The sequence below is a fragment of the Paraliobacillus salinarum genome (assembly GCF_014083865.1).
Classification (GTDB): Bacteria; Bacillota; Bacilli; order Bacillales; family Amphibacillaceae; genus Paraliobacillus; species Paraliobacillus salinarum.
The window spans coordinates 19,922-32,574 of the sequence record NZ_JACEFA010000005.1 but is presented as its reverse complement, the minus strand read 5'-3'; the positions used below and the strand labels follow the sequence as shown (position 1 = coordinate 32,574).

Sequence of the window (12,653 nt, the reverse complement as noted above, 5' to 3'; positions counted from 1 at the left end):
AAAATATAACCAACGGAAAGAAGGAGTACACAATGGAGCAAAGTAACGTTAAAATAACGATCAAACTAAAAGAGTTATTAAATCAAAGAGGGATAACGCAGCAGGAGTTTGCGGAAATGTCAGGACTAAGAACGGCCACAATTAGCGAGATAGCGAATAATCAACGTACTAGCATAAATAAAAAACACTTGGAGACGATCATACAAACGTTGGACTTATCGAGCATGGACGAGCTATTGTCAATAGAAAAGTCAAAGTGAAATTTTGTTGTCCATATTTAAAATCCACCAGGAGGAGGCCCGTTATTTTAGACCGCCCCCCCGGGTATTCCTCGCCCCTCCGAATGCCCTCGATCTCCCCCGCATTTACACCGCCATACAAGCGCATTACAAGCGATATATATACCGATAGCCTAGCGCACAAGCAACCGCGCGCCAGCTACGCCCACAAGCGCCTATATACGTTAGTAAATATATACGCCTGCTTGCCGGCATAAGCTATCCGTCTATGGTACGGAGAAGCACCTAAATATATGCGCGCTGGCTATACTTATTTCGGAGTACGTGCGATTCTATGCGTTGGATTGAGGTAACATTCGGCATAACATACGGGATATTCCGAACCTTTTACGCCGATTCCTCGACATAGTTCGGTTATTCATTTTCCGTATATTTATGCTCGATATATTCCGAAAATGTTTGACTATTCCACCGTAAATATACCGAAATCAGTTTCCGAAATCCCTTGTGCGCCAACGATTACAGCCGTTTTTGACCGTTCTAGTTTACATAATGTATCTTATCGGAAGTCACTTTCGGAAATGCCTTTATATCAACGTTTTAAGGCGGTTCCCTTTCGGATTTATATGACCGAATAAATATACGTAAATTATACCGTATAAAATAACGTATAAAATCGGCGTTAATGCAGGCAATTTTAGCGTAATTACATACGTTTGAATTGTAGATAGTTCGTATTTATCGGTTATGCTGTTATACCTACTCCCGAAAGTGTTCGAGGGGTCACGCGCAGCAGGCATGCGCCCGATAAAACGATGATAAATTACCGATCAATACCACAAATTACCGCACATATAAAACGTAATGATTCCGATCACTTCCTATATAGTGTTCGCAATTATCGCAAGTGTGGAATCAATCGGTAGCTTGCGCCTTGCGCCCGATAATAAAACCGTCCCTATACTACTTTACTAACGTACACATATATATATATTAGTTATTCGTACCGAAAACGTACACTTTCGGAGAATTACTTACCTAACGCTTAGATTTACGCCCGCAAACTATACACCGATCATCATAGTAATTATACCGATGTTTTTTAAGTATACGGCAGTCTATCCAATGTCTTATACGCACATTCATCGCCTCCAATCGTTTATATAATCTATTTTCACGCAAACAATTCGGACATTAGTCCGTCCAGCATGCGTCCAAATACTCCGTTAAAATAGCCGACTAGGTTACGTAGCCTCATTTGCTTACTCCGGGAAAAAGTAACGGCTAACGCTTGGATTGCTATACCTATTAACTTGTCTACTTCATACGCCTTTCGTAACGCCTTTGTTTGAGCCAAATATACGCCATACAGGCGGTGAATTAACTGTTTTTCCGTTGCCCCTACAAATTGCTCGACAAACGCTTTAAATCGAATATATGGCGTGTCTGCATACGTATATGTAATACTTTTTAATAGATTAATAAAATTGTCGGATTCTTTTCGCTTAAAGTCGTTAGAATCGCTTGTCTGCGTAGCTAACTCTACCTCCCTGCAATGCGACATTTGCGACTCGTCACTTTGATAAACAAACGGCAAGATACGATAAATATTTGCGCCTTTCCCACCGGAAATTATACGAACAGTAGAGATTTTTTCGACGATTCCCAAATTTACTAGCGCACTAATTGCTCGCTCTATCGTTCTCCGGGACTTTCCAATCCCTTTTGCGATTGTTTCCGTTTTTAAATGACTAGCCCCTGCATACTTTACAGAATATTGAGCAATAAATTGGAGTACATCGCGTTGCGTATCGTTCATTTCGTATTTACGTATATTTGTGTGTTGTTTCACGTGATAATTTAGTTCTTGTACGTCGTCAAACGTTTGGTATTGCGATAAGTAGTACATGTTAGCCTCCGTTTCGAGGCACGCGTTAGCAAACGTATGTTCTGTTGAACGGACGAACTTGCCGAATTTGACAAGCGCCTATTTTTTCGATAAAATAACACATAGGTTAGGTGCGTTATGTATCGCTTGTTTGCGGTGCATGCGCTCTTTTTTTTTATTTTTTATAAATACTCTCGTAAACTTTCTGCGACCTCTTCTTTATCTAAATGCAAATACCTGCTAGTAACAGCTATGTCACTATGCCCTAGCGCCTTCGAGATAAGTGCGATATTAGCTCCCTTTTTCAGAAGATTCTTTGCAAATCCCCTTCTTATTGCATGTGCATTTATGTTTTTTAATCCAAATTCTTTTGAATATTTGTTTAATCGTTTCATAATATTGTTGTGCGTCATTCCACTGGCTATTTTTCCGCCGTTTGTAGTGATAAATAATAAGTCGTTATTTACGCCATGTTCCATTTTGATAAGTTTGTTTTGCTCTATTAACGTTTCAAGCAACCGGAAAAGAACATCGTTAAACGGAAGATATATAGATTCATGATTTTTGATTAACTTCCCGTCTATTCGGAGTAACCGTGATTGTAGATTAATGTGCTTTGTTTCTAGGTCTTTTAAAGTGCCTACTCTGATTCCTGTTTGATACATTAATAAAATTGCCGTAGCGTCCCTCAACTCAACAAATTTTGATAAATCTAAAAGATGTAAAAGTAAATTGATTTCTTTATCCGTAACGCCCTCTTTTACTGGGTTATCTACTTTAATTTTTACGTTGCGCCAAAAATTGCGACCAATCCAGCCGTTATCTTTACATCTACTTAAAAAGGCTTTTAAACACTTAAGCCGAGTAAGTTTTGTCTGATTACTCACATTCATAGATGATAGCCATTCGTAGATATGATCTGCGCTTATTTCTTCTACGTGCTGTATATCGGTGACTTTGATAAAATGCCTTACGTGTAACTCGTAATCGTTTATCGTTCTTGGACGTAGCCCTGTCGCTCTCATTTGCTTTATTACCGTAATTAGAGCCTTTTCTATCGGGAAGCCTCGTTTGTTTTGGGATTTTAATTGTTCGTGGAATAAGTCGGATAAATCCGATTGAACGGAAAGTGAAGGTTTTCGTTTCGTCATAAAAAAATAAGCCTCCTATTCGATAGTTGACCGATTCATTGACCGATTAACTTACGAATAAGAAGGCTTATATACCGCGGCTTAACGCCTAAAATCGTAGCGTCCCAGGAGAGATTCGAACTCCCGACCCACAGCTTAGAAGGCTGTTGCTCTATCCAGCTGAGCTACTGGGACATATGGAGCGGGTGAAGGGAATCGAACCCTCGACATCAGCTTGGAAGGCTGAGGTTTTACCACTAAACTACACCCGCATCATTCAATTAGTTATATGTAATCTTTGTTGCTTTTCTTGTAACAGACAAGATTTATTATAGTAATTATAGCTAGGTTTGTCAATGAATAAATGAAAAAAACTTTGCGGAAGAAGCAAGAGTCTTCCGCAATAGGTTTTATGATAGTGTTGTTTCAAATGCTAAGTCTTTCACTTCTTTTCCGTTAATATCATAAAAAGTAACGGTAAAGGTTTCTTCCTGATCCCATGAAGCGATTGCGTAAGTTTTTTCTTGTCGAACACGTGGAAGTCTTATACTACCTGGGTTTATTATAATATGATCCTCCACTTGCCAAACTCCTGCAATATGTGAATGACCGTGACAAATGACTCTTGCTCCTACTTCTTCTGCACGATAGGAAATTGGCATTAATGACATTTTTACATTGTGTAAATGGCCATGTGTAATAAAAAACTTTATATCTTCTACATCAAAATCTAATTCATCTGGATAGCGTGAATCAAAGTCACAATTTCCTGCGACTTTCATAAAACGATCCATTGGCTCTTCATCAAAATCAAGCTCGGAATCTCCGCAATGAACCATATAATCTACTTGATCGATATATTTGTCTGTTATAGTAGTTAACTCGTTCGTCCAGCCATGGCTATCGCTTATAATTAATACGCTTGGCATGAAATCACTCCTTATTGCTCTTTTACCCAAGTTTCTAATTTTTTTAACGCGTTTCCTCTATGACTAATTTCGTTTTTTTCAGCTGCGGAAAGTTCTGCCATCGTTTTCTCCGTGTTGTCTGGTTGAAAGATTGGATCATAGCCAAATCCATTTGTTCCAATTGGTTCACGTATGATTTTCCCTTCACAGGTCCCACGCTTAGTTATGGTTTCTTCTCCAGGGCTTGCAACAGCTAACACACAAACAAATCGCCCTGTACGCTTCTCGTCGGGTACGTCTTCCATTTCCTTCAGTACTTTATGTAAGTTTTTCGTATCATCTTTGTCTTTACCAGCATAGCGCGCTGAATAAACGCCTGGCCTGCCATCTAAAGAATCAATCTCTAAACCTGAGTCATCTGCTAGTACTGGCATATTCAATAATTCTGCAATTGCTTCCGCTTTTAGTATCGCATTCTCTTCAAAAGTTGTTCCTGTCTCTTCAACATCGTCTACCGGCTCTTCTAAATCAAGTAATGATATAATTTCGATGTTGTATTTAACAAATAAATGTCGAAAATCTTCTACTTTCCCCTTATTTTTTGTTGCGATTAACCATTTCTTCATTGCTTATTCCTCTTCCTTTGCCTCAAAATGACTCGCCCATTTTCCAATTGCTTCTTGTTGCTTACCGAAAATTTCTTTTAACCCTTGATCAGCAAGATTTAGCATCGTTTGTAATTGTGCTGGACTAAACGTTGCTTCTTCTCCTGTGCCTTGTATTTCAACGAATTCTCCTTTACCTGTCATGACAATGTTCATATCCACATGTGCTTGGGAGTCTTCTACATATTCTAAATCTAAAATTTCTGTTCCATCAGGCATCACACCAACAGATGTAGCTGCTAAATAATCAGTGATAGGCATTTCCTTTATTACTGATTTATCGATAAGCTTACCAAAAGCTAAAACCATTGCAACAAATGCACCCGTAATAGAGGCTGTTCTTGTTCCACCGTCTGCTTGAATGACGTCACAATCAATCCATATGGTTCGTTCCCCAATTTTATCCAAGTCAACAACTGCACGTAATGCTCTACCGATCAAGCGTTGAATCTCCATTGTTCTACCTGAAACTTTTCCTTTAGAGGATTCACGGATATTCCGCTGATCGGTTGCACGCGGTAACATCGCATATTCCGCTGTTATCCAGCCTTTTCCTTGCCCTCTCATAAATGGTGGTACGCGTTCTTCAATACTTGCATTACATATCACTTTCGTATCTCCAACTGTTATCAAAACAGAGCCTTCAGGATGTTTTGTATAGCCAGTTTCAATTGTAATTTCACGTAATTGATTTACTTGACGATTATTTGGTCTCATTGTTTATTCATCCTTCCTTATCATACTCCATCATCTTAACATATTTTCGGCATGTTCGAGAAATTCATGCTTATTTCTAGAAAATAGATTTAACTTTTTTAATCCAACTATAGCTTATCATCTTTGTATTCGTTTTTTTAGTCTTACAAACAAAAAAAGAGCCGAACGATTCAGCTCTTCTCCATAAATATTATAGACTTCCTGTTGGTACAAAAGCATCTCTTGTAACAGGCTCTGTATAAGGAACGCCATGCTCATTAAATACTTCTTTTACCCCTTTAACTTCAACTGAAACTGCATCAACTTCTGATTTATCTGTTAATGTCCGAACTAATGTCTCCATTACTTCATCAGAAATCGAAGAAGTATTCTCATCATTTAAAATCTCTTTGCTAAACATGACATGTAGCACACCGTCTTTTACTTTAGGCTTTTCAACAATCGAGATGTTTGGATTGAAGACGTTTAGCAAATTCAAGTCATATGCTGGTCCTTCTAACAATGCTTCAACCATTGCTTGATAGTTCGTTTGCTTGTCCATTTCAACATATTGCGTTACTGGTACATAGTAAAATTGTTCAGCTTGCTGTGTTGGATAGTAAAGCGTAACAGCTTTACTATCCATTAGATCGACACCATCTGGGTGATAAATATTTATTCCGTCTGCTCTAGAGTACCCTTCCTGCAAAGGTGTACCATTCACTGGCATTTCTGTTTGTTCATGGCCATTAATCCAAAGTGTCACACGTTCCACATTGTCGAATTGCGTTAAAGTATAAGTCATTGCTTGAATAATTTGTTCTTCTTGTTCTGGCTGATATTGCTTAAATTCCTCTGATACATCTACTATTAAAGTACCATCCGCTTGCAGATTTAATCCTATTACTTGTGTACCAGCAGGCAGAACCGCTTCGAATCCATTTGGTAAAATGGATGTTACAGGTCCGTCTTTAATGATATATTCTAATACTTGCTGCGCAACGGCATCAGTTTTCGGAAGCTCTACCGTTTGAGGAACAACCAAACCTTCTTCATTCAATAAATACAATTCTCTCGGGATTGTTTCTGCGTCACCTGCTTCTACTTCAATACCATTTGATTCTTCAGATGTTTCAGCCGCTTCACCAATTGTTTCTTCACTTGGTTGATCTTTCGGCACATCTATCTCTTCTAATGTTTGTTCTCCTTTAAATAGACCACATCCGGCTGTCAACAAGAGTACAAACAACATAAGCAACCCAATAGACAATTTCCGTTTCACTTCTATGTTTCGCTTCATGCTTTCCCCTCCTACGATGGTTTGTACTATTATGTATACGAGCCTGCTATTTAAAATAGACCAAACAGTTATAGATGAATTTTAGAATAAAAAATATTTTTCAAAGTGTATCGATAACTCATACTTAATCCTATTATTAGATGCTTTTGGGACATAGAAAAAACAAGTGGTGTATTCCACTTGTTTAAGTTGATATAAGATATGCAGTTTCTACCGTTGCTATCGGGATATCTAACCATTGCTTTGCGATATGAGCAAATACTTCGGATGATCCCGTTGTATAAAAAACATGTTTGGTTGCGCGTTCTCCCTCATATAATAACGCTTGATAGCCTAAAATTGCACTGACTTCACGTGCAGTTTCTTCACCGGAAGAGATCACTGTTACTTCTTCCCCCATTACAGACTGAATCGTATCTTTTAACAATGGATAATGTGTGCAACCTAAAATTAATGTATCAATAATTTTCTCACTTTTTAAAGGTTGTAATGATTCCTCTACCACACGATACGCTTCCTCACCTGTTAGTACCCCTTTTTCTACCATAGGAACAAAACGAGGACATGCTAAGTCATAAACATTAATATCTGAATGGATGCTGTGTAATGCATCTGGATATGCTTTACTTGTAATCGTTCCTTCCGTCCCAATAACACCTATCTTCATATTTTGAGTCGTTTTAATCGCCGCACGGGCACCTGGTTGAATTACACCAATCACTGGGATAGTTAATTTTTCTCTAAGTAAATCTAATGTAAATGCTGTTGCCGTATTACAGGCAATCACTAATAATTTGATGTTTTTTTTCATTAGAAAATCGACCATTTCTAATGTGTATTGTATAACTTCTTCCTTTGGCCGCGGACCATAAGGACATCTTAATGTATCTCCTAAATAAATTAATTGTTCTTTTGGTAATTGACGCATCAGCTCACTAGCTACTGTCAGACCACCAACTCCTGAGTCAATGACTCCTATCGGCTGATCCACATAAATCCCCTCTTCTTTATATACTACTTGTTATTGACCTTTTCCTTGTCCATTTTCATTTGATTATGAAGCAAGTATAAGACATCATATAACGACTCCACTTTATCATTCGGTACATCATTTAGCACATCTTGTAGATATACTTGTCTTTTTTCAATGACTTCTCGAATGATTTGTTTTCCTTTGTCTAATAGATATATTCGAACAACGCGTCGATCTTTTGTATCTTTTTTTCGTTCTACTAATAAATTATTTTCCATACGGTCTACTAAATCCGTTGTGGTACTAAAAGCTAAATTTATTTTATTAGATAATTCACCAATCGTTAAGTCGCCATCTTCCAAAAGCCACTGCAGCGCAATAAACTGTGGTGTTGTAATCGGATAATTGTTTAAGATTTCTCGTCCTTTTTGCTTGATAATACCAGAAATATAGCGTAATTCCCTTTCAATCTCCGCTATTGTCGTTGCACTTTTTACTTCATTCACGAGTGCAAATCCTCCTTTAAAAGTACATTCATCCTTCATCATATCATTTTTTTTGGTGGGATGGATATATTTTGTTTAGAAAGCTGGGGAAAGACTGCATTTTTAATGTTTTTATCTGTAATATAGTTGTTTTGTAACAGAATTCATTATTTTAAAAATACATATAAAAATTAGAAGATATTACTAATGAGCATCTTTGAATTCATAGATACTTTTTTACATTCAACACCCGTAACCCTTTTAACAGTTATTGAAGAAGGAGTAGAAAATATCAAAGATAAATTAATTTCCAAAATAACTCTATTACCGAAAATAGCTTTAAATATTTTGATGTGCATTTTGTTAATTTCCATATAAATTTATAAAATGTTATTTTTGGTAGATTTTATACACTATATGGTATAACATTTGTATTATATAACTATTCTGATTTACTAGGAGGATTTAAAATGTTTGCAGCTATTGGCCTATTGATTATCCTATATTCGTTAGGTTATCTTATTTATCATTTTATAAAGAAAATATCCAATAAAGAGAGGCATATATCAAAAAAAGTATTTTTTTTAATTCTTGGAATAGGAATTATATTCTTAATAATCGACAGTGAATTTGCCGCTTCTGGAAAATTAGTTCAAGTAATGAACGAAAACAATGAGTTAATAGAAAAAAATGAGGATCTTATAATAAAAAATGAAAAAATAACTGATGAAAATAAGGAACTTGAAAAACAACTTAAAGATTTAATCACTAGCAAATCCGAAATTGAAGACCAACTTAATGAAGCTAAGAAACAATATAGTAAGCTTAATGAACAAGTTAAAAGCAATAAAGAATTAAAAAATGAAATTAAAGAGTTAAATGTAAAAATTGACAAATTGACAAATGAAAATGCTTCTTTACAAAGTAGCTTAGATATTCAATCTACTAACAAGTCATCAAATTCTTACAATAATACTAATTCAAATACATCCAGTAATTTTTCTACCTCTGCTTACTATAAAAATTGTACCGCAGCAAAAGAAGCAGGAGCGGCTCCAGTTTACAAAGGTGACCCTGGGTATGCTAGACATCTAGATCGAGACGGTGATGGAGTAGGATGTGAATCTTAAATTAATGCTACAAATATTAGGTTAGCAAAAGTAGATAGTACTTTAAACATTCATAATTGTTGATTTAGTTAAGACCTTAATTTACAAACAAACTATGATAAATAATCAATTCATGCAAAAAACCGACTTTCAAAAACGAAAGTCGGTTTTTATTAGAGCTTTAATTCTCCCATACGTAGAAGCTCTACCACTGCCTGCGAACGCCCTTTCACACCAAGCTTTTGCATTGCGTTCGAAATGTGATTCCGTACTGTTTTTTGGGATATAAACAGTTCCTGGGCTATTTCTTTTGTTGTTTTATCCTGTACTAAAAGCTCAAACACTTCTTTTTCTCGTTTGGTCAATAATTGCTTCGGCTTGTACTCACTATCCTTCAAGTCTTAACCCCTCCTTGCTGTTCTTAGAGCCACGCTTTGAAGGGTATTTATTTAGTCAGAGTATTTTATGTTCTAAAAATTGTTTCTGTGCTTGCTTTTATCGTGTTTTAAGATAAATATACCGTTGTCCTACAAATCTAATGAATTAACCCACTCTTCTTCGCTTGTTCAGACACTTTTCTAATTTGTGAATCGAGAGGTTTTTTTAATAAAATCGCGAACAAAATTGCTATGATCATAAACGCAAGTAGAACGAGAATATCACGAACACCAATTTCTGGCACTATTCCTCCTACCGCTTCACGTAATAAGCTAATCGCATACGTAAATGGTAAAAATGGATTAATTGTTTGGAAAAACGCAGGTGCTACTTGAATTGGAAATGTACCACCTGATCCAGACAATTGAAGCACTAGCAATATAATTGCTAATCCTTTTCCAACATTACCGAAAACAGAAACAAGCGTGTAAACAATCGACATAAATACCATGCTAATAAAAATAGCAAAGATAACAAACCAGACTGGTTCTTTAACATATGCATCTAAAATAAACAGGTCACCCAATGTTACGATTAATGCTTGCATCAATCCAATACTGGCGAAGGTTAAACCTCTACCAAAATAAACATGATGATGCTTATAAACACCTTCCCTGTTATGAACATCTACTGTTAGTAAAGAAATTAATAATAATGCTCCAACCCACAAACTTAGTGTCGTATAAAATGGAGAATTAGCTGAACCATAGTTTGGAATTGGAAAAACTTTATTCTCACTTAATTCAATCGGATTAGCAAGAAAATCACTTTCTTGTTCAATATCATTTTTCAACAGTTGAATAATATCATTCAGATCATGACTGCCTTCAAACTGCCTAATACGATCAGCAGTATGTCGTACCGTATCTTCTAATCCAGGCAGATCGTTTTGTACAATATCAGCAATTTTGTGAACAGATGTTTCCAATTCAGGCAGTCGGTTATCAATAAAATCTGCCACTTTATCCACTTCTTTTGCTGCTTCTGGTAAGTCTTTTTCAACAAAAGATGCCGCTCGTTGAATTTGATCCTTTACCTTTGGGAATTGATTCTGATAAAAACTTACCGCTTGATTAACTCCGCTTTCCACATCATCAAGTTTGTCATTTATCGTCAACGCTGTTTGATGAATTTCGTCACCTATTTCGGGTAAACGCTGCTGTAATTCCTTAATTTGCTTTTCTCCATAAGCTAATGATTCTTCTGTATTCTTTAAAATGGTCTCTACTTTAGGCAATGCTTCTTGAGCTTGCTCTAAATTGTCACTAGCGTTCGTTGCACTCTCCTGCAAATGACCAATTCCTTCATCTATAACTGGAGAAATCGTTTGGTCATAATCCGAAACAAGTGTATTGGCTTGATTTAAAGCTTGTTCTGATACATTCACTAAGTCATTGATTTGACTGTCTGTTATGTTAGGAATATTATTTCCCATCTTCGTTAACATATCTTGCTCGGAGTAGAATCTTTCCTGCAATGCTTGTAGGTTACTTAACGTTTGCTTTAAATCTTTGTTACTTGCTTGCTGATTAATCACTTCTAATAATTGTATAGATTGATCTATACTAGTTATACTGGACTCTAAATCACTTAACAGCTGTGGGATAGCTTTTTCTATTTCAGGTGTAGCTAACTCGTTACGATCTAGATGAACAGCGAATTGATGGACGGCATTAGCTGTTTGCTGGTATAGTAATATGTTCTGCTTTAATACCGGGTTAACTGTATCGAAAGCTCCATTATTATTTTCTAAAAAGTCACTAATCGCTTTTGCAAATACTTCACTATTTTCCGCCACTTTTTTAATTTCAGGTAATGCATCTTGTGCTTTATTCATTACATCTTGTGCGCTTTGTATATCTTGTAATGTATTAGCAACTAACTCCTCAATCTTAGCAAAGTTTTTGTCTACATCAATAATGGTGTCTGCTACTTGCTTTATTTCAGGCATTTTATCTTGTAGCGTCACAATGCCCTCTCCTACTTTTTCTATCTGTGGCATCTTCTCATTTAATCGAACCACACTGTCGGCAGCATCCATTATTTCAGGCATAACTTGTTGAAGCTCTGTTATTTTTTCTGCTTGTTTATTAATTTCGGGTAATTTTTCTTCAAGTGTAATTGCCTTATCCCCTAGAGCCTCAATATCGGGTAGTCGTTCCTCTAACGCAAATATTTTATTTTCTATATTTCTTATAGTTGGCAATTCTTTTTCTAATTCTATTCCGATTTCATTAAACCCTGTTAACACCGCTTGACTAACTTGTTCAACAAAGCTTTCACTAGTCTGAGTTACGATAGTCGATGCGCCAGTAGAGGTCATTTTCGGTGCTATGGCGTTAATCTTTTCGTTAACACTATATTCAATCACTGGTCTAATCTGTTCTTCTTCTAGTAACGTACCTATCTTTTCAGAAAAATCGGTTGGAATATAAATGCTAGCATAATAATCCCCGTGTTTGACACCATGCTCAGCATCTTGTTTTGAAACAAAGGTCCATCCAAGCGCATCATTTTCTTTTAAATTATCAATGATTTGTTCACCAATGTTAATGTCTTTCTCTCTTACCTCTGTTCCTCGGTCATCATTTGTTACTGCAATGGCGATGTCACTTGTATTGGAATATGGATCCCATGACGCTTTTAAGTTAAACCAAGCATATAAAGATGGAAGAATCATTAATGATACAATTAAAAAGGCAGCTACAGGAGTTTTAATTATGTTCTTCCAATCTGTTTTTACAATCTCTATTATTTTTCTCATTTTTACACCTTCTACTTTTTCATTACAAACTTATCATGCATGTTATTGTAAAACTTTC

The 12,653-nt window shown here is 36.2% G+C and carries 12 protein-coding genes and 2 tRNA genes; 2 read left to right on the top strand and 12 right to left on the bottom strand.

Annotated features, from left to right (window positions below; all coding sequences use genetic code 11):
- Nucleotides 1–32 precede the first annotated feature (32 nt).
- A complete protein-coding gene (locus HP569_RS06695) occupies nucleotides 33–260 on the top strand; it encodes a helix-turn-helix domain-containing protein (RefSeq protein WP_182200399.1) in 228 nt (75 codons plus the stop codon).
- Between the two features lie 1,153 nt (nucleotides 261–1,413).
- On the opposite strand, the gene HP569_RS06690 is transcribed toward HP569_RS06695, so the two are convergent.
- The 10 genes from HP569_RS06690 to HP569_RS06645 form a co-directional block, all read right to left on the bottom strand.
- Nucleotides 1,414–2,148: a helix-turn-helix domain-containing protein gene (locus HP569_RS06690; protein ID WP_182200398.1), complete on the bottom strand. Its 735-nt coding sequence runs from the start codon at nucleotides 2,146–2,148 to the stop codon at nucleotides 1,414–1,416.
- A gap of 161 nt (nucleotides 2,149–2,309) precedes the next feature.
- Complete coding sequence (locus HP569_RS06685) at nucleotides 2,310–3,278, bottom strand: tyrosine-type recombinase/integrase (protein WP_182200397.1); 969 nt, start codon at nucleotides 3,276–3,278, stop codon at nucleotides 2,310–2,312.
- Nucleotides 3,279–3,378: 100 nt separating this feature from the next.
- Nucleotides 3,379–3,452 (bottom strand) — tRNA-Arg (locus HP569_RS06680).
- A gap of 3 nt (nucleotides 3,453–3,455) precedes the next feature.
- Nucleotides 3,456–3,529: transfer RNA gene (locus HP569_RS06675), tRNA-Gly, on the bottom strand.
- 138 nt (nucleotides 3,530–3,667) lie between these two features.
- Nucleotides 3,668–4,186: a metallophosphoesterase gene (locus HP569_RS06670; protein WP_182200396.1), complete on the bottom strand. Its 519-nt coding sequence runs from the start codon at nucleotides 4,184–4,186 to the stop codon at nucleotides 3,668–3,670.
- Between the two features lie 11 nt (nucleotides 4,187–4,197).
- Nucleotides 4,198–4,791, bottom strand: a complete 594-nt coding sequence (locus HP569_RS06665; protein WP_182200395.1) for an XTP/dITP diphosphatase — start codon at nucleotides 4,789–4,791, stop codon at nucleotides 4,198–4,200.
- 3 nt (nucleotides 4,792–4,794) lie between these two features.
- Entirely contained in the window at nucleotides 4,795–5,547 is a 753-nt protein-coding gene (gene rph / locus HP569_RS06660) for a ribonuclease PH (RefSeq protein WP_182200394.1), read from the bottom strand.
- A gap of 190 nt (nucleotides 5,548–5,737) precedes the next feature.
- Entirely contained in the window at nucleotides 5,738–6,826 is a 1,089-nt protein-coding gene (locus HP569_RS06655; protein ID WP_182200393.1) for a GerMN domain-containing protein, read from the bottom strand.
- 184 nt (nucleotides 6,827–7,010) lie between these two features.
- On the bottom strand, nucleotides 7,011–7,817 hold the full coding sequence (racE, locus tag HP569_RS06650) for a glutamate racemase (RefSeq protein WP_182200392.1): 807 nt from the start codon (nucleotides 7,815–7,817) through the stop codon (nucleotides 7,011–7,013).
- A 23-nt stretch (nucleotides 7,818–7,840) separates the two neighbouring features.
- Nucleotides 7,841–8,305, bottom strand: a complete 465-nt coding sequence (locus tag HP569_RS06645; RefSeq protein ID WP_246366967.1) for a MarR family winged helix-turn-helix transcriptional regulator — start codon at nucleotides 8,303–8,305, stop codon at nucleotides 7,841–7,843.
- A 449-nt stretch (nucleotides 8,306–8,754) separates the two neighbouring features.
- Here HP569_RS06645 and HP569_RS06640 point away from each other — a divergent pair, with 449 nt between their 5' ends.
- Entirely contained in the window at nucleotides 8,755–9,414 is a 660-nt protein-coding gene (locus HP569_RS06640; RefSeq protein WP_182200390.1) for an excalibur calcium-binding domain-containing protein, read from the top strand.
- A 152-nt stretch (nucleotides 9,415–9,566) separates the two neighbouring features.
- Here the strand turns inward: HP569_RS06640 and HP569_RS06635 are convergent, their stop codons facing one another.
- Nucleotides 9,567–9,791, bottom strand: coding sequence for a helix-turn-helix domain-containing protein (locus HP569_RS06635; protein ID WP_182200389.1), 225 nt, complete (start codon nucleotides 9,789–9,791; stop codon nucleotides 9,567–9,569).
- 137 nt (nucleotides 9,792–9,928) lie between these two features.
- Nucleotides 9,929–12,595, bottom strand: coding sequence for a YhgE/Pip domain-containing protein (locus HP569_RS06630; RefSeq protein WP_182200388.1), 2,667 nt, complete (start codon nucleotides 12,593–12,595; stop codon nucleotides 9,929–9,931).
- Nucleotides 12,596–12,653: the final 58 nt, after the last annotated feature.